This is a genomic window from Kineosporiaceae bacterium (assembly GCA_016713225.1).
In the GTDB taxonomy this organism is placed as follows: domain Bacteria; phylum Actinomycetota; class Actinomycetes; order Actinomycetales; family Kineosporiaceae; genus JADJPO01.
The window spans coordinates 20,635-40,886 of the sequence record JADJPO010000001.1 but is presented as its reverse complement, the minus strand read 5'-3'; the positions used below and the strand labels follow the sequence as shown (position 1 = coordinate 40,886).

13 protein-coding genes are annotated in these 20,252 nt (G+C 70.4%); 5 read left to right on the top strand and 8 right to left on the bottom strand.

The genetic code is table 11. From position 1 onward, the window contains the following. Position 1: 1 nt before the first annotated feature. The gene (gene ilvA, locus IPK24_00160) at positions 2–1,534 is read left to right on the top strand and encodes a threonine ammonia-lyase, biosynthetic (protein MBK8073987.1); all 1,533 of its coding nucleotides are present in this window, start codon (positions 2–4) and stop codon (positions 1,532–1,534) included. A gap of 198 nt (positions 1,535–1,732) precedes the next feature. After that, positions 1,733–2,176, top strand: a complete 444-nt coding sequence (locus IPK24_00155) for an isoamylase early set domain-containing protein (GenBank protein ID MBK8073986.1) — start codon at positions 1,733–1,735, stop codon at positions 2,174–2,176. On the opposite strand, the gene IPK24_00150 is transcribed toward IPK24_00155, so the two are convergent. Then, positions 2,163–3,872 carry a heparinase II/III family protein gene (locus tag IPK24_00150; GenBank protein ID MBK8073985.1) on the bottom strand — a complete coding sequence of 570 codons (1,710 nt, stop codon included), beginning with the start codon at positions 3,870–3,872 and terminating at the stop codon, positions 2,163–2,165. The genes IPK24_00155 and IPK24_00150 overlap by 14 nt on opposite strands. A 332-nt stretch (positions 3,873–4,204) precedes the next feature. On the opposite strand from IPK24_00150, the gene purL reads away from it, so the two are divergent. Next, the gene (gene purL, locus IPK24_00145; GenBank protein MBK8073984.1) at positions 4,205–8,209 is read left to right on the top strand and encodes a phosphoribosylformylglycinamidine synthase; all 4,005 of its coding nucleotides are present in this window, start codon (positions 4,205–4,207) and stop codon (positions 8,207–8,209) included. A gap of 148 nt (positions 8,210–8,357) precedes the next feature. Here the strand turns inward: purL and IPK24_00140 are convergent, their stop codons facing one another. The 6 genes from IPK24_00140 to IPK24_00115 form a co-directional block, all read right to left on the bottom strand. Next, positions 8,358–8,963 (bottom strand): rhomboid family intramembrane serine protease, encoded by a 606-nt coding sequence (locus tag IPK24_00140; protein MBK8073983.1) that lies wholly within the window; start codon positions 8,961–8,963, stop codon positions 8,358–8,360. A 101-nt stretch (positions 8,964–9,064) separates the two neighbouring features. After that, positions 9,065–10,882: a hypothetical protein gene (locus tag IPK24_00135; GenBank protein ID MBK8073982.1), complete on the bottom strand. Its 1,818-nt coding sequence runs from the start codon at positions 10,880–10,882 to the stop codon at positions 9,065–9,067. 115 nt (positions 10,883–10,997) lie between these two features. Further along, on the bottom strand, positions 10,998–12,971 hold the full coding sequence (locus IPK24_00130; GenBank protein ID MBK8073981.1) for a Zn-dependent oligopeptidase: 1,974 nt from the start codon (positions 12,969–12,971) through the stop codon (positions 10,998–11,000). Positions 12,972–13,014: 43 nt separating this feature from the next. Then, entirely contained in the window at positions 13,015–14,733 is a 1,719-nt protein-coding gene (locus IPK24_00125; protein MBK8073980.1) for a GGDEF domain-containing protein, read from the bottom strand. A gap of 1 nt (position 14,734) precedes the next feature. Further along, positions 14,735–15,565, bottom strand: a complete 831-nt coding sequence (locus IPK24_00120; GenBank protein MBK8073979.1) for a YwiC-like family protein — start codon at positions 15,563–15,565, stop codon at positions 14,735–14,737. After that, the gene (locus tag IPK24_00115) at positions 15,562–15,777 is read right to left on the bottom strand and encodes a hypothetical protein (protein ID MBK8073978.1); all 216 of its coding nucleotides are present in this window, start codon (positions 15,775–15,777) and stop codon (positions 15,562–15,564) included. The genes IPK24_00120 and IPK24_00115 overlap by 4 nt, the downstream gene beginning before the upstream one ends. Before the next feature lie 161 nt (positions 15,778–15,938). Between IPK24_00115 and IPK24_00110 the strand changes: the two genes are divergently transcribed. Together IPK24_00110 and IPK24_00105 are read left to right on the top strand one after the other, a co-directional pair. Continuing rightward, positions 15,939–16,808 (top strand): hypothetical protein, encoded by an 870-nt coding sequence (locus tag IPK24_00110; GenBank protein MBK8073977.1) that lies wholly within the window; start codon positions 15,939–15,941, stop codon positions 16,806–16,808. Positions 16,809–16,874: 66 nt separating this feature from the next. Next, a complete protein-coding gene (locus tag IPK24_00105; GenBank protein ID MBK8073976.1) occupies positions 16,875–18,695 on the top strand; it encodes a DEAD/DEAH box helicase in 1,821 nt (606 codons plus the stop codon). A gap of 129 nt (positions 18,696–18,824) precedes the next feature. Here IPK24_00105 and IPK24_00100 read toward each other — a convergent pair whose 3' ends face one another. Continuing rightward, entirely contained in the window at positions 18,825–20,054 is a 1,230-nt protein-coding gene (locus IPK24_00100) for an inorganic phosphate transporter (GenBank protein ID MBK8073975.1), read from the bottom strand. Positions 20,055–20,252 lie beyond the last annotated feature (198 nt).

Here is a 20,252-nt window from a genome sequence, read left to right as displayed (position 1 = left end):
TCTGCCCCGGCCGGACGACGTCGCCACCGACTACCTCAAACGCATCCTGACCTCGCGGGTCTACGACGTCGTCGACGAGACCCCGCTGGACGCCGCGCCGCTGCTCAGCGACCGCCTCGGCAACACCGTGCTGCTCAAGCGCGAGGATCTGCAGCCGGTGTTCTCGTTCAAGATTCGCGGCGCCTACAACAAGATGGCGAACCTGCCCCCGGACGCCCTGGCCAAGGGCGTGATCGCGGCCAGCGCGGGTAACCACGCCCAGGGCGTCGCGATGGCCGCTCGTCGCCTCGGCTGCAGCGCGGTGATCGTCATGCCGACCACCACCCCCGAGGTGAAGATCGAGGCGGTGCGCGCCGGCGGCGCCGAGGTGGTGCTGCACGGTGAGTCCTACAGCGACAGCTACGCGCACGCCGTCCGGCTGATGGCCGACCGCGGCCTGACCTTCGTGCACCCGTTCGACGACCCGGACGTGATCGCCGGCCAGGGCACCATCGGCATGGAGATCCTGCGTCAGCACGCCGGCCCGCTCGATGCCGTCTTCGTCGCGGTCGGCGGCGGCGGTCTGATCAGCGGGGTCGCGGCCTACATCAAGGCGTTACGGCCCGACGTCCGGATCATCGGGGTGCAGACCGACGACTCCGATGCCATGGCGCAATCGGTCGAGGCGGGCCATCGCGTCGAGCTCGACAACGTCGGGCTGTTCAGCGACGGCACCGCCGTCCGGCTGGTCGGCGAGGAGACCTTCCGGCTGGCCGCCACGCTGGTCGACGAGTTCGTGCGGGTCGACACCGACGCCGTCTGCGCGGCCATCAAGGACGTCTTCACCGAGACCCGGGCCATCCTGGAACCCGCTGGGGCACTGGCGGTTGCGGGCGTCAAGGCGTACACGGCGCGGCACGCAACCCGGGGGCAGACCTACGTGGCGGTGGCCTGCGGCGCCAACATGAACTTCGACCGGCTGCGCTTCGTCAGCGAACGCGCCGAGATCGGCGAGCAGCGCGAGGCCGTGTTCGCGGTGAGCATCCCCGAGCAGCGCGGCAGCTTCCGGCGGTTCCTGGCCACCATCGGCCCGGGCCGGGCGATCACCGAGTTCACCTACCGGATCGCCGACGAGGTCGCTGCCCACGTCTTCGTCGGGCTGCAGGTGCGCGACCGCGCCGAGGCCAGCCAGATCGCGAACGCCTTCGACGCCGCCGGGTTACGCGCGCTGGACCTGACCGATGACGAGCTCGCCAAACTGCACCTGCGCCACCTGGTCGGCGGCCGCACCCCGCTGGCCGACGACGAACGCCTCTACCGGTTCGAGTTCCCCGAGCGCCCGGGCGCGCTGGTCCGGTTTCTGGCGGCGATGTCGCCGGACTGGAACATCTCGCTGTTCCACTACCGCAACCACGGCAGCGACGTCGGCCGGGTGCTGGTCGGCATGCAGGTGCCGGCCGACGACCGCGCGGCCTTCGAGGACTTCCTGGCCCAGGTGGGCTACCGGTTCACCGAGGAGACCGACCACCCCGCGTACCACCTGTTCCTGCGCTGACCAGCGACCGTACGTCCACGAGGTAGGCGGCCGGCTGACCGCGCAGACTCGTGATGCCGGATCACCCAGCCCGAACCGCCGGAAATGTCATGATCACGCACCGTGCGGAGTACCTTGGGTGCCTCGAGCCCCTCACCTCCCGGCCGCACTCCTGCGCTGTAGTCCGCCCGGCGTGAATCCCGTTGGAAGAGAGATCACGTGCACAAGCACAGGCTGGACGACGGCAGCGTGCTGGTCGCCTTCGAGTTGCCCGCCGCGGTGGCCGCGGATTCGGTGAGCCTGGTGGGCGATTTCAACGACTGGTCACCGGCAGCGAACCCGCTGGCCCGGCAGGACGACGGCTACTTCCGCACCGAGTTGCGGCTACCGGCCGGGCAGCGGGCCCGGTTCCGCTACCTGCTCGACGGCCGGCGGTGGGAGAACGACTGGGCCGCGGATGACTACGTGCCGAACGGGCTGGGTGCCGACGACTCGGTGGTCGACCTGACCGATGTGGCCTCGATCGAGCCCCTGGTCACTCCGACCCCCCAGCCCGAGGTGCTCGCCGAGATCGAGGCAGACGCCGAGGCCGAGGTGACCGAGCCCGAGGTGACCAGGCGCCGTCCGTGGTGGCAGTTGTGGCCCTTCTTCACCCGACCGTGAACACCGTCCTGGCCGAGGCCCCGCCGTACACCAGCACCTGATAGGTCTGCACCCGGTGGCCATAGGCGGGAAAGGTCCAGCCGAGCACCGGTGAGGTCGACCCCCGGTACAGGGCCAGCGGGTAGGTGGATGTGATGATCAGCGTCCTGCCGGTGGCCGCGTGGCCGAAGCGGGCCGTCTTCCGGTCCGCGCTGCGGGCGCGCAGCACCCACCCGGAGTCGAGCTGAAAGGTCTGGGTGGTCTTGGAGAACGCCGAGGAGTCGGCGACCGTCAGGCTGCGGGCGGTGTTGTTGATGACCAGCGATCGGGTGTGCGCGGCGCCGTACTGCTTGTCGCTGAGGACGACGGTGTGCGCCGGCCCCGAGAAGCGTGCCGTCGCGACGGCCACGGGAGCCGACGGGACGAAGGTGGCGCCGCCGCGGGGGATGAACGTGGTGTGCGCCAACGGTGACTTGGCGAACGTGGCGTAGGCGCCGGGGTCGTAGCTGAACTTGCCCGGGTCGATCAACACCGGGACGCCGCGGGTCTGCCACACGATGCTGCCCCGGTCCTCGTGGCCGTGAGCCCAGCGCCGACCGCCGTAGCGGATCAGGTAGAACGAGGTGGACGGGTCGGACCAGGCCCAGCGCCCGGTGATGAGTCCCGCGGCATCGTCCCGGAACACACCGAGGCGTTGCGGCGTCGGCTCGTTCGCCATGGCGTTGGAGTCCCCATAGGGCACCAGGACCCCGGTCGGGGTGGTGGCGTACGCCAGCGCCGAGGTCACGGTGACCAGGCGGGCACGGATGGCGGTGGCGGTGGTCGTCGTCTCGGGGGTGTCCTGCGCCTCGAGCAGATACGCGACCGCGCACCAGGCGACGCTGTTCGCCTGCCAGTACTCCGAGGCCTGCTCGATCGAGACGCCGGACGACGTGAACGCGCCGGCCGAGTCACGGGTCAGCCGGGCGACGGCGAACTGTCGCCAGCCGGGCTTGCCCAGCAGCGTCCCGGACTCGAGCAGCGCCAGGTTGGCCATCAATCCGTGATTGTGGGGCGGGGTGTTGGGCAGGCCGTAGTAGCGCTTCATGTCGATGTTCGCCGCCGCCGACATGGTGATGGCGGGAATGAGTCGCGGGTCCTGCGTCAGGGAGTAGAGGCAATTGAGTTGCTGTTCGCGCCGCAGGTTCGTCCCCTCGTCCCACCCCCGGGCGCTGACGCCGGTATCGGGATTCGCTGCGATGAATTCGAGAGCGAGGTCGACCAATCGTGTGGTGACCACCGGATCGTCCTGGGTGTGGGCGACATATCCGACCCACATGAATCCCTGGAAATACAGCCGCCAGACGGGTGAGGTCACCGGCGGATTGGCCCACCACGACGCCGGAATGGACTTCAGGGAGAAGGTCCTGGCATCCCCGGTCAACGAGATCGTGGTGTCCAGGCCGGTACCCGAGATCGAGCTCACCACCTGCATCGACGTCAGACCGCACGGGACCGCGCCGGCTGCCGCCCCGCGGCGGGCAGAGCCTTCGGTGGCTTGCAGGTGACGCACTGCGGCGAGCAGTTCGGCGGCGTCGTTCGGGGTCGAGGCCCCCGGGGTGATGGTGGCGTTCGGAGATGTCGATTCGGCCCGAACCGGCGAGCCCGCAAACAGAAACGCGGTGATCAGCAATGCCCCGAGAACGACTCGAACCAACCGTTTGAGCGCCATGGTCACGAATGGGCCTCTCAGTACCGGACACGGGCATTCAGCACATGTCTCACCGGTCACCAACTCACCGTCACCGGTGAGTCACTCCAGAGAACACCTTCGGTGACGAGATCGTGGCCGGAATGGCATCACATTCACCCTCCGGACACGAAATTGGACACCGCGATGACGAATGTGTCCCAATCCATAACCCTGGGTAGTCCAAGGTGACCCAGCGCTACCCTCGGCGATCATGCAATCCGTGCACGTTGGCGTCGGCGATCACGTCCCGTGCCGGTTCCGGTGCCCCGGTAGCCTGGGACCCGCCGTCCAACCCCACGTCGGGAGCACGACCTCTGATGCAGCATGTGCTGACCAGCTTCGAGGGCGGCACCGCCCTCTCCCCGTTCCGGGCCGCGGCCCTGCTCGATCGGCTGCGGGACGTCGCGCCGTCCGTGAGCGGGTTGTCGGCGCGCTTCGTGCACTGGGTCTCGACCGACGCCGCCCCGGACGACGCCGCGCTCGGCCGGCTGGCCCGGCTGCTCGACTACGGCGATCCGTTCGAGGGCGACTCCGTCGAGAGTGGGGCCGCCGGCAGCACGATCGTGGTGGGGCCGCGGTTGGGCACCATCTCGCCGTGGGCGTCCAAGGCCACCGACATCGCGCACAACTGCGGCTTCGCCGTGCACCGGATCGAGCGGGTCACCGAGTACCACCTCGCGTTGGACGGCGGCGAGCTCACTGCCGAGCAGTGGACGGCGTGCGCCGCCGTGCTGCACGACCGCATGACCGAGACCGCGCTCGACTCGCGCCAGGGCGCCGCCGCGCTGTTCGCCGAGCGGGACGCCGAGCCGATGGAGCACGTCGACGTGCTGGGAGCCGGCCGCACCGCCCTCGAGAAGGCAAACCTCGCGTTCGGGCTGGCGCTGTCGGAGGACGAGATCGACTACCTGGTCGAGGCGTTCACCAAGCTGCGGCGCAACCCGACCGACGTCGAGTTGATGATGTTCGCCCAGGCGAACTCCGAGCACTGCCGGCACAAGATCTTCAATGCCGACTTCGTGGTGGACGGCGTGCCGCAGCCCCGATCGCTGTTCGCCATGATCCGGCACACCGAACAGGTGGCCGGGCAGGGCACGATCGTGGCCTACAAGGACAACGCCTCGATCATGCAGGGGCACCGGGTGCAGCGATGGTTGCCCGAAACCCCCGACGGCCCAGGGCGTTACGCCGGCCGCCAGGTCGACACCCATGTGTTGATGAAGGTCGAGACGCACAATCACCCGACCGCGATCTCACCGTTCCCGGGGGCGGCGACCGGGGCCGGCGGCGAGATCCGCGACGAGGGTGCCACCGGGCGGGGGTCGGCGCCGAAGGCGGGCCTGACCGGGTTCGCGGTCTCGAACCTGAACCTGCCAGGCACCGACGAGCCCTGGGAGCGCGAGACCTACGGCGCGCCAGCACATATCGCCTCACCGTTGCAGATCATGCTCGAGGCGCCGATCGGTGCCGCCGCGTTCAACAACGAGTTCGGCCGCCCCGGGCTGGGCGGGTTCTTCCGGGTCTACGAACAGAGCGTGGACGGCGTCCGCCGCGGCTACCACAAGCCCATCATGAGTGCGGGTGGCCTGGGCACCATCGATGCTGACCAGACCGACAAGATCGCTTTCCCCCCAGGCACTCTGCTGATCCAGCTGGGCGGACCGGGGATGCGGATCGGCATGGGTGGTGGCGCCGCGTCGTCCATGGCCGCGGGGGTCAACGCCGCCGACCTCGACTTCGACTCGGTGCAGCGCGGCAACCCCGAGATCCAGCGGCGGGCGCAGGAGGTCATCACCCACTGTTGGAGCCTCGGCGCGGACAACCCCATCCTGTCGGTGCACGACGTCGGCGCCGGCGGCCTCTCGAACGCCTTCCCCGAACTGGTGGACGGCGCCGGCCTGGGTGCGCGATTCGACCTGGACGCGGTGCCGCTGGAGGAATCGGGCCTGGCGCCCAAGGAGATCTGGTGCAACGAGAGCCAGGAACGCTACGTCGTCGCGATCGACCCCATCTCGCTGGACCTGTTCGCCCGGCTCTGTGAGCGGGAACGCTGCCCGTATGCCGTGGTAGGCGTAGCCACCGCCCAGCCGCACCTGGTGGTCACCCCGAACACCGAGCGCAATGTCACATCGCGCTCGCTAGATGAGCGCGATGTGACATTGCGCTCGGGCGGGACGAGCGTTTCGGACGCCGCAACGCCCGCGGCGGCGGACATCCCGATCGACATGCCGATGAACGTGCTGCTCGGCAAGCCGCCCAAGATGACCCGCGAGGTGGCCCGGATCGCCCGGGCTGCCGGCGATTTCGACGCCGAGGGCCTGGACCTGCGCGAGGCCGCCTACGCCGTGCTGCGGCACCCGAGCGTGGCCAGCAAGCGGTTCCTGATCACCATCGGCGACCGCACCGTCGGCGGGCTCTCGCACCGCGACCAGCTGGTGGGCCCCTGGCAGGTGCCGGTGGCGGACGTCGCGGTGACCCTGGCCGACTACACCGGCTTTGCGGGTGAGGCGATGGCGACGGGCGAGCGGATGCCGATTGCGGCGGTCGATGCGCCGGCCTCGGGTCGGATGGCGGTCGGCGAGGCGATCACCAACCTGCTCGCCGCCCCGATCGAGCTGGCCGGCGTGAAGCTGTCGTGCAACTGGATGGCCGCCTGCGGCGAACCGGGTGAGGACGCCGCGCTCTACGACACCGTGCAGGCCGTCGCGATGGAACTCTGTCCGGCGCTGGGCATCTCGGTGCCGGTCGGCAAGGACTCGCTGTCGATGCGCACCCGCTGGAGCGAGGCGGCATCAGGTGAGGTCAAGCAGGTCACCTCACCGGTCTCGTTGGTGGTCAGTGCCTTTGCCGCCCTGGATGACGTGCGCGGCACGCTCACCCCGCAGGTGCACGGCACCGACGCGCGGCCAACCGAGCTGATGCTGATCGAACTCAGCGATCGGCCGGCACGTCTGGGTGGCTCCATCCTGGCCCAGGTTTCGGGGCAGTTCGGGGGGTCGACCCCTGACCTCGACGATGCGGCGAGGCTGGTGGTGCTCGTCGACACGGTGAACCGGTTGCGGCGCAAGGGAATGGTCCTCGCCTACCACGACCGCTCCGACGGTGGGCTGTGGGCCACGCTGTGTGAGATGGCCTTTGCCGGCAATCGCGGACTGGACATCTGGGGCGGCGGCTGGGCACGGCTGTTCGCTGAGGAACTCGGTGTCGTGCTGGAGATCGCGGCAGATACCCGGGACGAGGTTGTCGAGGTCCTCAACCAGACCGGCCTGATCCACAACACCGTGCACGTGGCCACCGTGCGCAGTGAGCGGCGCATCCGGGTGCTCGAGCAGGGTGAGGATGGCGCGAGGACGCTGCTGGACGAGTCGCTGCACGACCTGGCCCAGGCCTGGGACGAGGTGTCCTGGCGGATCAGCCGATTGCGCGACAACCCCATCTGCGCCGACGAGGAACACGCCGCGGTCGGTGCGGACGACGACCCCGGGCTGGTCGTCGTCCCGAGCTTCGACCCGGACGACGACATCGCGGCACGATTCGGTGCGAACCTCGCGCGGGGCGTCCGGCCGACGGTGGCGATCCTGCGCGAGCAGGGCGTGAACTCCCACGTGGAGACCGCGTTGGCGTTCGACGTGGCCGGGTTCGACACCTACGACGTGCACATGACCGACCTGCAGTCGGGCCGGTTCGACCTGAAGGACGCCGTCGGCCTGGTGGCCTGCGGTGGCTTCTCCTACGGCGACACCCTCGGCGCCGGGGAGGGCTGGGCCCGGTCGGTGCTGTTCAATCCCGCGCTCAGCGAGATGTTCTCGACGTTCTTCCACCGCGGCGACACCTTCGGGCTGGGCATCTGCAACGGCTGCCAGATGTTCGCCGCGTTGGCCGACCTGATCCCGGGAGCGCAGGCCTGGCCGCGGTTCACCCGCAATGTCTCCGAGCAGTACGAGGCGCGCCTGACGCTGGTCGAGATCCTCGACTCGCCGTCCCTGTTCACCGCAGGCATGGCCGGTTCACTCATCCCGATCGCCGTCGCCCACGGCGAGGGCTTCGCCAACTTCGCCGCCCGAGGCGATGCCGGCGCCGTCCAGAAGGTGGCCCGGTTCGCCGACCACCGCGGTGGACCCGCGACCCGCTACCCCTTCAACCCCAACGGATCCCCCGAGGGCCTCACCGCGGTCACCACGACCGACGGCCGCTTCACCGCCATGATGCCCCACCCCGAACGCGTCGCGAGAAACGCCCAATTCTCCTGGACCGACAAACCCCCGACCGCCGACAGCCCCTGGCTCCGCATGTTCCGCAACGCGAGAACCTGGATCGCCTGACCCCCGCGCCGACGCGCCACGTCAACCCCCACCCAACCCGCTCATGCTCCGTGGGTGACTGTTCATGCTCCGCGGAAGACGCGTTTGTGGCCCGATCCGGACGCGCAAGTCGTCACCCGCGGAGCATGAGCAGGTTGGGTGCCCGATCTCAGGATCGTCCCCGGCCGACCAGACCCGGACGGCGAGCCGCCCGCCCCGCGCGCCGGTGCAGCAGCCACGCCGCCAGGACCCCGGCGACGGCACCGAACAGGTGCCCCTGCCAGGAGATCCCCTCCTGGGGCAGCACCCCGTTGAACACCGCCCCACCCCAGAGCACCAGCACCACCGCGCTGACGGCGACCTCCATGGGCAGCCGGGCGAACACCCCGCGAGCGATCAGGTAGGCGGCGAACCCGAACACCACGCCGCTCGCCCCGATGTGCACCGTGGACGGCGCGCCGGTCAGCCAGGTGCCCAGCCCGCCGGCCACGACGACGATCGCGCTGACGGCCACCAGCCGGGCCAAACCGGCGAGTGCGATCGTCACGCCGAGCACGACGAAGGGAACCGTGTTGGCCATCAGGTGGCCGAACCCGGCGTGCAGGAACGGGGCGAAGGCGATGCCGTCCAGCCCCGAGATCTCCCGCGGCACGATGCCGAACCGGTCGAGCGCGCCACCGAGCACGGTGTCGATCGCCTCGCTCACCCACATCGCAGCAGTGACCACCGCCACGGCGATCACGCCGGATCGCCGGGATGCGGAGGTGACGGCCATGTATCGAGCATCGCTCACAGCCGGGCCCGCGGCACGCCGAACACCGGTGGCGCCGACCCAGCCGACGCCGAACCAGCCCGCGTCGACCCGTCAGCTCCCCGTTAATTCCCGGGCGCGATCCGCCCCGCGATCGGCGCCGTCCCGAACAGGGTCTTCAGCTCGGTGGCCGACACCGCCGGACGCGACAGCGACGGGTACGTGGCCCCGGCCCGCGGTTGGGCAAAGGCCTGCGCCACGTTCAGCGTGATCCGGTCGACCACCCGTAACGTCGCCGGCCCGATCGGCTGGTCGGGGCACGTGTTGTCCACATGGCAGGCCCAGTACGTGGTGCCCGCGTCGAACACCCCCGCCCCCGACGGCACCGAGTAGTACGAGGTGGTGAACGTCGGCGAGTTGAACGTGCCGCGACCGCTGAACATCCCTTGCAGCACGACGTCCACATTCGGGGGGTCGGCGGCGGTGGGTGCGCCCGGCCGCGCCGAGTTCACCTCGTTGCCGGCCATCCGCGCGATCACGGCACCCTCGGTCAACCCGGTGCCCCGCAACAGCCACGAGTCGGCGTGCATCACGCGCGAGGGTCCGTAGACGCTGACCCCAGAGAACCGCGACCCGGTCAGCTGGCTCTGATCGCGCCGCAGTGGTGGATCGGTCCAGCGGACGGTGGCCGCCAGTGGATCGGACGCCGCCAGCGGGTCGAGTGCCGCCTGCCGGTAGACCGTCTGGGTCACCGCCCGCCCGGCCAGGTCGCGCTCGATCCGCAGGTGCCAGTACACCTGGTTGCCGCCCAGGAAGGCGATGTTGACCCCGGCATTACGGGCCGCCTCGACCCCGTCGTAGAGCCGCGTGGTCCAGTACTCGCTGTGCCCCGGCACGATCAGGCCGTTGTGGTTCAGCAGCGTCGAGGGGTGGGCATCGGCCTCGGTCGTGGTGGTGAAACCGACCGGCAGGCCGTGCCGGGCCAGGTAGCGCACCAACGGCAGGTCCATGGTGGCCAGCTGCTGCAGGCCGGTACCGATCAGCGGCCGGTTCACGGCCACGGTGTAGGCCCGGTCGTCGAACTCGGTCTCCTCGTCGGCGTGGCGTCCGCCGTACTGGCTGGCGCCGCCCATGCCGTTGTACGCCTGCCACGTGGTGTCACCGGCCAGGAACAGCAGCGGGGACGCCGCGGCGTCGGCGCGCACCACCAGCGGCGCCACCTGCCCGGACGTCGCCCCCTCGGGGACGGCCGCGATCAGGTAGAACCCCGGCGTCCAGGACGGCGGGATGGTCAGCGATGCGGTCACCGGCCAGTCGAGGGTGATACGGCGATCACTGCCGGACGACGCGGCCGGGTCGGTCTCGACCTCGCGGGTCGGGGCCACGATCGGCTGGGACTGCCAGACCAGCCGGGCGCCGCTGCTGCCGTACCAGCCCACGCGGTAGGCCCGCAGCCGGACGACGCCCCCGTGGCCGCCCAGGTGCACTCCGACGCGGCCGCCACAGCTGGTGCTGCCGGAATCGAGGTAGATCTGCACTGGCCAGTGCGCCCGCCGGTCGAGGCTGGGCTGCCAGGTACCGGTGCCGGGGAGGGCGTTCTCGGCCCGTACCCCGGCCGGGGTGAGCGCCCGGTCGGCGGCTGCTCGGCAGGCTGGGCTCACAGCGGGCAGCGGGTCGAGATCCTCCGGCAGCGGCACGGTGAGCGAGCCGGCGTAGGTGTGCACGCCGGCCCGCGCCCCGCTCGGGGAGGGATGCGCCGTGGCGCCGTCCCGAGTGTCGGGGCCGTGCGAGGTGGATGCCGGGCTCCGACCCCCGAACCAGAGCTCGCTGGACACCAGAGCCGCGACCGCGCCTCCGGCTCCGGTCAGCAGGACCGCCAGCACTGCGGTGACCCAGATCCGCTTCGATACCCCTCGGGGGTGTTGGGCATGATCGGTCACCATGGGGGACAGTCTCTGGCCTTTGTCCGGTTCCCTGGCTGAAGCAGGGCTCAACAATGTCTGGTGTGGCGAGGTCGACACCGGTGCGGCTGCACCCGCTCGGTGTTTGATCGGCTGGTTACTCGGCCAGCCACAGCCGGAACGCCGTGACCGAGTAGGGCCGGCCGAGGAAGTCGGCGACCAGGTCGGCGGCGTCCCGCGACCCACCCGGTACCAGGACCCGGTCGCGGTAGCGTGCCGCGACGTCCGGGTCGAACAGGGTGGCCCGGTCGAAGGCGCTGAACAGGTCCTTGGCGATCACCAGCGACCACATGTACGTGTAGTACGCCGAGCTGTAGCCGTCGAGGTGCCCGAACGAGCAGGGCATGTGGGTGCCCTCGAGGTAGGGGAACACCGAGTACCGGCTCTGCAACTCACGGGTGCGCGCGGTCAGGTCGTCGGGCTGCTCGACGTGGAACCAGTACGACATCGCGGCATAGAACATCTGGGTGCGCGCGTGATACCCCTTGCCGAAGTCCTCGGCCCGGCGCATACGGGCCACGAGGTCGGCCGGGATCGGCTCGCCGCCGGCGTCGATGGCGAACGTGGCCAGCACCTCGGGGTCCCAGGCCCACTCCTCCAGCAGCTGGCTGGGGGCCTCGACGAAGTCCCACTCGGTGGCCACCCCCGAGAAGTCCACCCACGGGCCGTGCCCGGCGAGCACGTGGTGCAGCAGGTGGCCGAATTCGTGGAACAACGTCACGACCTCGTCGTGCTCCATCAACCCCCGGGCGAAGTTGCAGACCAGAACCCCTTCGGGCAGCAGGGGGTCGGTGCCGGCATGATCGCCGGAGACTCCTCTGACCAGGTCGAACTGGGCGGCGTGCTTGAACTTGCCCTCGCGCGGGTGCAGGTCGAGGTAGATCCGTCCGATGCGCTCGCCGTCCGTGCCATTCGTGCCATTCGTGCTATTCGTGCCGGCCCGATGCACGTCGAACGCGGTGACCTCCTCGTGCCAGACCACGGCATCGGTGGCGGGCGTGTAGGTCAGCCCGAACAGCCGCCCGGTGACGTCGAGCAGCCCCTGGCGCACCCGGGTGACGTCGAAGTAGCGGCGCACCTGTTGCGCGTCGACGTCGAACTGCTCGCGGCGGACGGCCTCGGCGTAGAAGAACAGGTCGGCGCCATCGATGGTGGTGGCCTCGGGCCGGTCACGGCGCAACCGGTCGAGCAGCACCTGCCGATCGCGCTCGGCGGACTCAGCGGCGGCTTCTGCCACCTCGTCGATGAACGCCGGGATCGCCTCGCCGTGGCGGATCATCTTGACCTCGGCGTCGTAGCTGGGCCAGTCCGGGTAGCCCAGCAGACAGGCCAGCTCGGCGCGTAGGGCGAACAATTCGCGCAGCCGGGCGTCGTTGTCGGGCCAGCCCACGGTGAGCGTGGCCATGGTCAGGTCGCGGCGGGCCTGGGTGTCGGCGCAGAAGGTGCGCAACGGGATCGCGTCGGGGTAGTCGGTGGTCACGGTGACCAGGCCGTCGGCGTCCGGGGGGTGCGCGTCGATCCAGTCCTGCGGCAGCCCGGCCAGTCGTTCGGGGGTCAGACGAATGCTGCGGACGTCGTCCCGGATCGTCTTGCCGAACTCCTGGCCGACCTCGACGAGCCGTTCGCGCACCTGACGCACGCGTTCCCGGGTCGCCTCGCCCCGATCGACGCCGCTGCGCCGGAAGTCGCGCAGCGTGTGCTCGAGCAACCGGGCCGCGGCGTCGTCCAGCGAGGTGGGATCGAGCTGCGAGAAGACGGCGAACAGCTCGGCGTCCAGAGTGATCTCGGTGTAGGCGCGTTGCACGTCCTGGGTGGCCTCGTCGGCCCGATTGCGCACGTCCTCGTCCGGGTGGACCTCGCTGAACAGCGACCCCCACGAGGCCACCGTGCCCAGCGCGAGCTGGGCCTGGTTCCACCGGTGCAGCACGTCGAGTGGCTTCGCCGGTGGGTCGGCCTTCAGGGCCTCGATGATCTCGCGCCCCGTCGTCAGCTGAGTGGTGACCTGCTCGTCGAGCCAGGCCAGGGCGGCATCCGGCGCCGGCAGGGTGAGGGGTGGGGGGAATCGGGGCAAGGCGGTCACCGCAGCACTCTACGACCCACGTGCCGGCGATGCCTCAGCCGGTCCGTGCCGCCTCGAGGTCGCTGATCACCCGGTTACGGCCCGCGGCCTTGGCGGCATAGAGGTGGGCATCGGCCCGGCTCAGCAACGTCTGCTGGGTGTCGTCGGGGCGGGCGAGCGCCGTGCCGATCGAGATCGTGACCTGCAGTCGCGGGGCCAGCTCATGCCAGGGATGACTCTGTACCGCGCGGCGTAGCCGCTCCAAGGCGGCGGCCGCCGCCGCCGGCGAGTCGTCCCAGCGCACGATCACGAACTCCTCGCCCCCCAATCGGGCGGCGAACGACGGCAGATCGCCGCTCCCGTCGGCGGCAGCGGTCAAACACCCCGCCAGCCGACGGAGAACCTGGTCACCCACCTCGTGCGAGAAGGTGTCGTTGACCCGCTTGAAGTGGTCGACGTCCACGACGGCAGCCACCAGGATGGCGGCGGCGGCGGCGGCGGCGGCGCCGTCGCCCGGGGCACCGGCCGCCCGGCTCAGATAGTGCGGCAGCCGCTCGTCGACGAAGCGCCGATTGGGGATCCCGGTCAGGGGATCGGTGCGCGCCTGGGCGCGGAAGCGCTCGGCCTCGCGTCGTGCCTCGGCCGTCTCGAACAGGGCCTGACGGGCCCGGGCGGCTGCCTCCTGCTGCCGCGACCGGCGCAGTTGGCCCTCGGCGTGAAACGTTCGGTGCGTCCGGTAGGCGGATTCGAAGTCACCTCGGGCAGCGAACACCTCGGCCTGGACGGCGAGCGCCTGGACGCGTAGCCCGTCCAGCCCGCGCTCGCCGCAGATGCGCAGGCATTCCTCGACGCGCTCCCCGGCCAGGTCGGGCTCATCGGCGGCCAGCAGGACCTCGGCGTGGGTCAGGGCGAGTTCGGCCGGGGTGGACACCTGTGAGTCGCCCTGTTCCTGCAGCAGCCGACGGCCGAGGTCGATGATCGAGAGCGCGTCGTCCAGGCGGCCCGCCACCAGATAGGCGCGGGCTACCGTGTCGGCGATGTCGGCATTGAGGGCGTCATCGGCCTCGGCTGTGGTTCGAAGCCGCTCCGCCGCAGCGACGGCCGCCGCGGCCTCGCCGAGGTCGCACTCCAGGAAGGCCAGGTTGTTCAGCACGGTCACCCGCATGTATTCGTCACCGACCTGGGCGAACACCCGCTCCGCCTCGAGGTAGCGCTCGCGAGCCTTCTCGACCGTCTCCGTGGCGGCGAGTGCATCGGCCAGCCGCAACAGGTGGACGCCGCGTTCCCTCGTCGGTTCCGAGTCGTCCAGTAGGTCGATGCTGCGGACGGCGTGGTCGAGGCCCGCTGCAGTGTCACCGATGCCCTCGAAGACCGAGGACAGCACCAGGTGAGCCCGAGCCTGCAGGCCCCGATGCCCGGTGGACTCGGCCCAGGTGTGGACCTCGGTGGCGAGCTGGGCGGCCTGCGCCACGTCACCCTGGCGGTGGAGCATGTCCGCGACGATCAGGCGAGCTCGCCGATGCGGCGGGCCACCGGTCGAGGCGGTGGCGAGTTCGATCTCGCGGGCCCGGGCCAGCCGACTCTCGACACTGCTCGACCGCAGGCGTTCGAGGTCGGCGAGTTGTGCCTCCAAAGTCGCCTCGTCCCCGGCCGGCGAGTCCGCCGGCCGCTGCTCGGGGATCGGGGCCACATCGGTCTCGTCGGCCCGACGCCTGCGCCCCTTGAGCCTCGTCGCCCGGTGCGGCGCGGCATCGTCGGCGCGGCGGGCGGCCACGTCACGCCGCCAGGGACGTCACGGCCACCGCGAGCGTTGCGGCGATCTCGCCGAGGCCGATCCGGGCAGGACGGGGTGGCGGCGTCAATCGAGGGACCCAGGCAGCCCGGACGGCGAGCACGCCGAAGACGGCCACGACCCACCAGGAGACCCCGAGGTGCCCGATGTCGGTCGCTCGGGTACGGGTGCCGAGCACGACTGCGGCGGCTGCCAACACCGCGAACCCCACATGACAGCTGATGCTGAGGCGTCGGAAGGATGCGTCACCGCGCTGTCGGATGAGCGACTTGACGTAGAAGACAGTGCCCGCGAAGTAGGCGGCCTGGGTCGCGGCCAGCAGCCCGGCACGCCGCCAATCGGTGCCGCCGCCGGCGTCGTAGGCGACGAGCGTCATCAGAGCCGAGCCCATCGAGGTCGACAGGCCGCTGAGCAATGATCGGTCGGTGCGCCGGGCCGAGGACCACAATCCGACGGCCAGCGGCACGACGAAGGCGGGCACCCACCGGATCAGCCGCGGCTCGACCAGGACGACGATCACGCCCAGCATCGCCGCAGCAGCTCCGTAGGCGAGCACCGGTGGGCGATGGCGTGCCCGCCGCGAGGCCTTGAGCCACAGCCCGGCGGCGAAGAAGGCGAAGTATCCGACGAACCAGAACAGCGTCAGCGGCAGGTGGGCCCACGCCGGTCCAGCGGCGAGGATGCCGACCAGCAAGGGACTGGCCAGCATCGCCCAGGCCCCGTGTTGGTTGGGGATCCAGCCAGGCGATCGGCGGCGGGCCGGGCGCTCCAGGGTCACCCGAGGGCGGTCCACCTCGGATGCCTGCTCGCTCACCGACTCACCGTAACGCCGCCGCGCGCCGGCGCGACCGCTGCGCCGTCCAGTCGTCCGAGTGCCACTTCGACCGCTCGCCCCAGGGCCTGGGCCGCAGGGTGCTCCAGCGGGCCGGCGGCCAGGGCGCCGATCAGGGTCAGGGGGTCCCCCGTCAGAGCGGGCTCGGGTCGCCGGTGGCGTGCGGTGCCGATCGGTGTGGTCATGGCGGGCATGTCCCCTCCTGTCTCGTGGTGTGATCTCGTCTGAAGAAGGCGGTCGATTCCTCGGCCTGTGACCGACGACAGGCACCCGATTCGGGGCATCAGGCAGTTCCGCGGCCTGGGCAAGACATCGGGCAAGGGATTGGGCAAGGGTCGTTCGAGACGGTCCTGGCGTGCTCACCCACGAGACGGTTCACGCCCCTGCTCCCTATCGGCGTCACGATGACGCCGAGGGTCGGTACCCCACCCGGCTCGAACGCCGGTTGGCCGAGGAGTGGGTGCGACTCAACCGCGACCCCGCCAGCGTGCTCGTCGTCCAGAGGTGGGCGCGGCGCTGTCCGGTCCTGGGCGAGCCGGTGCGCCCCGCAGACCTGGTCGATGCCATCGATGCCGGTACCCCACCGGTCAAGGACGAACTCCTGGGTGCCCTGGTCGGGTTGTTCCTCGACGGTCAGAGCCTCGCCGGCCGAGTCGTGTTGCAGGCCATGCTGCCCAAGCTCGCCAGCTTCGCCTTCCGCGACGTGGCCTGCTCGGGAGCACCTCTCGAGGAGCGGTTCCAGGTGGCCCTGGCCGAGTTCTGGCAAGCAGCCAGCGAGTATCCGCTGGCGCGACGCGGTAGCAGGATCGCCGCCAACCTGGCCATGGAGACCCTGCACCGGCTGCTCGCCACCCGGCCCCCCGCAGACGTTCCGGTGGATCCGCTGACCATCCTCGACGGTCGCCGCGCCCTGCTCGAGGGCGGGGCGATGCCGCCGGAGGCCGCCGTGGTCGTCGCGGACCTCGACCCGGACTGCTCCCTGGCCGAGCTGCTGCGCTGGGCGGTCGAACGCCGCGTGATCTCGCCGGACGACGCCGGGCTGCTGCTCGAGGTCTACGCCCCGCCGACCCGCCGGTCCGGTGGTCACCGCACCTACCGTGACGTGGCTCGCACCTATCGCGAGCTGGCCGAGTGCACCGGAACCAGCGTGGCGGCGCTGCGGCAACGCGTTCACCGGGCGCGGGCACGCCTCGGGGTGGCGGCCCGGCTCGCGGTGATCGGATGACCTTCCGGTGGAAGGCAGCCGTCTGGTGCCGGTCTCGACCGAATGGCCCGTAGCCTGGTGAGCACGATGACGACCGCACCGGACGACGACCCGCTGATCACCTTCTCCGCCCTCGGCCTGGACGAGCGCGTGCTGCGCGCCCTGGTCGATGTCGGCTACGAGAACCCCTCCCGCATCCAGGCCGCGACGATCCCGGCGCTTCTGGCCGGCCGACACGTGGTGGGCCTGGCCCAGACCGGCACCGGAAAGACCGCGGCCTTCGCGGCACCGATCCTGTCTCGCCTCGATCCGACCCAGCGGACGCCGCAAGCCCTGGTGCTGGCCCCCACCCGCGAGCTCGCGTTGCAGGTCTGTGAGGCCTTCGCCCGGTATGCCGCGCATCTGCCCGGCGTGCACGTGGTGCCGATCTACGGCGGCGCGAGCTACGGCGCCCAGCTGTCCGCGTTGCGCCGGGGTGCGCACATCGTGGTGGGTACGCCCGGTCGGGTGATCGATCACCTCAACCGCGGCACGCTGAACCTGCACGAGCTGCGGTTCCTGGTGCTCGACGAAGCCGACGAGATGCTGCAGATGGGCTTCCAGGAGGACGTCGAGACGATCCTGGCGACCACGCCGGATGCCAAGCAGGTGGCGCTGTTCTCGGCGACCATGCCGCCGCAGATCCGACGGATGGCCGGGCGGTATCTCACCGACGCCGAAGAGATCACGGTGCGCGGCAAGACCATGACCGCCGCGAACACCCGGCAGCGGTATCTGCTGATCAGCCACCACGAGAAGCTCGACGCCCTGACCCGCGTGATCGAGATCGAGCCCTTCGAGGCGATGATCGTCTTCGTCCGCACCAAGTCGGCCACCGAGGACCTCGCCGGGCGGCTCCGCGCTCGGGGGTTGTCGGCTGCCGCCATCAACGGTGACCTGGCCCAGGCGCAGCGCGAACGGACCATCGGCGAGCTCAAGAGCGGCGCGCTGGACATTCTGGTGGCCACCGATGTCGCGGCTCGTGGCCTGGACGTCGACCGGATCACCCACGTCGTCAACTTCGACATTCCGCAGGACAGCGAGTCCTACGTGCACCGCATCGGGCGGACCGGCCGCGCCGGGCGCTCCGGCGACGCGCTGCTGTTCGTCACCCCGCGCGAGAAGCATCTGCTCGCCTCGATCGAGCGGGCCACCCGGCAACCGATCACCGAGATGCCGTTGCCCTCGGCCGAGGACGTCAACACCACCCGGGTCACCCGGTTCGCCCAGTCGCTCACCGAGCACCTGAGCGCCGCGGCGTCCGGTCACGGCCCGGCCCAGGCCGAGCTCGCGACGTTCAGGACACTGATCGCCGAGTACGCCGCCGAACACGACGCCGACCTGCTGGACGTCGCGGCTGCCCTGGCCGTCATGTCGCGCGATGGGTCCCGGTTCCTGCTGCCCCCCGACCCACCGCGGTCCGTCCGCAAGGAGTCGCTGCGCAAGGACGGCCCCCGCGCGGAGGGGCGGCGCAAGGAGGCCCCCGCCCGGGTTGCCGGGGTCAAGCGTCCCCGTGGCGAGGTCGCCCTGGCGATGTACCGGATCTCGGTGGGTCGCCGGCACAAGGTGCAGCCCGGCGCCATCGTGGGGGCCATCGCCAACGAGGGTGGCCTGAGCCGGGCCGACTTCGGGCACATCGACATCCGTGCCGACCACTCCCTGGTGGAGTTACCTGCCGCCCTGCCGGAGGGCACCGCCGAAGCCCTGTCCGCCACGCGGATCTCGGGCAAGTTGATCGGCCTGACCCGGGTGGACGAACCGTCTGCCGGCGCTCGGCCGCCGCGGCGTCCGAGCCGGTCCTCACCACAGGGTCGGCAGCCCGCTCCGGCGCGCAAGCCCCGCCACGGCCGACCACGCCCCACCGCGTAGTCCACGCCCTCGTCGGGGGTGGCCCGGACCGTGGCCCGGGGGAGGTCGCAGACAGCGATAGGGGCGCTCGCGGTGCGAGCGCCCCTATCGATGGGACTGTCAGGTGCCGGTGGCACCTGGGTGTTTCGGTCAGTCAGCTGCGACTGCGGCGACCTTGCCACCGTGGACCGGGGCGATGTCGTTCTCGAGGACGTCGAGCTCCATGACCTCGGTCTCGATCTCGTGTGCGGTGGTGCGGTGCAGCATCGCCCAGGTGATGGCGGCCAGCAGCAGCCCGACCATGACGACGTCGGCGACGTAGTTGAACGGCTGGGCCAGCTGGGTCAGCTTGAACAGGATGAAGCCGATCGCGGTGGTCGTCGGGATGGTGATGACCCAGGCGGCGACCATCTCGCCGATGACCCGCCAGCGGGTGTGACGGCGGGCGGCGACACCGGCGCCGACGACCGAGGAGGCCGCCGCGTGGGTGGTCGAGATCGGCACGCCCATGGCGGTGGCGCCGAAGATGGCGGCGGTGGCGCCGATGTTGGCGGCCACACCGGTCTTGGCGTTGAGCTTGGTCAGCTTCATGCCCATGGTGTGGATGATGCGCCAGCCGCCCCAGACGGTGCCGAAGGCGATCGCGGTGTAGGCGGCCAGGGCCACCCACTCGGGAACCACGGGGTTGCCGTTCTTCATCGCGACCGAGCCGACCCCGGTGCCGACCATGAGAGCGGTGATGATGCCCATGGTCTTCTGGGCGTCGTTGGCGCCGTGACCGACGGAGACCGCCGCCGCCGAGAGCAACTGGCCGTACTTGAACGGTGCTGCGTGGTCGTCGAGCTTGGTCAGCTTCTGGAAGCCGATCACCAGGCCGGTGGCGATCACGGCGATGGTGAAGGCCACGGCGGGCGAGGCCACGATGGCGATGAGGACCTTGCGGACGGCCTTCCACGAGATGGCGGCGGTGCCGCCGGCAGCCAGACCGGCGCCGACCAGGCCACCGATCAGGGCGTGGGACGAGCTGGACGGCATCCCGAAGAACCACACCAGGAAGTTCCAGGCGATGGCCGCGAACAGGGCCGCGAAGACGAGGGCCACGACCGTGTTGTTGTTGGTCGAGCCTCCGATCTCCTTCATGTTGACGGTCTTCGCGATGGTGGTGGCCACCGGCGTACCGGCGATGAAGTACGCCGCGAAGTTCATCAGGGCCGCGAACCACACGGCCTTGCGGGGCGACAGAGCACGGGTTGCCACGACGGTCGCGATCGAGTTGGCGGCGTCATTGGACCCATTGGAAAAGTCGAAGAGCAGTGCCAACGCCACCACGGCGATGACGCTGACCACGAGAAGACTCACGATTACCTCCCAGGACGGCAGGTCATCAGGATGTCAGCCAGAACACATGCCCCGACAGAGGCCGTTTGTCCTGCCGAATCGCCTAGATAGCGCGTTGTTCATGTTGATCATCCGCCGAAACCTCTTGGGGCACAGGATGTCCGGCGCCATTCCCGCCGGAGTCGTTAACGCACAATTCATCTTTCGTTCAGTGATTCGCGCGGGGCGTTCACCATGCGC

Excerpts from the sequence above, each read along its gene's own strand:
- purL (MBK8073984.1), top strand. The coding sequence starts at position 4,205 with ATGCAGCATGTGCTGACCAGCTTCGAGGGCGGCACCGCCCTCTCCCCG.
- IPK24_00140 (MBK8073983.1), bottom strand. The coding sequence starts at position 8,963 with ATGGCCGTCACCTCCGCATCCCGGCGATCCGGCGTGATCGCCGTGGCG.
- IPK24_00135 (MBK8073982.1), bottom strand. The coding sequence starts at position 10,882 with ATGGTGACCGATCATGCCCAACACCCCCGAGGGGTATCGAAGCGGATC.
- IPK24_00115 (MBK8073978.1), bottom strand. The coding sequence starts at position 15,777 with ATGCCCGCCATGACCACACCGATCGGCACCGCACGCCACCGGCGACCC.
- IPK24_00105 (MBK8073976.1), top strand. The coding sequence starts at position 16,875 with ATGACGACCGCACCGGACGACGACCCGCTGATCACCTTCTCCGCCCTC.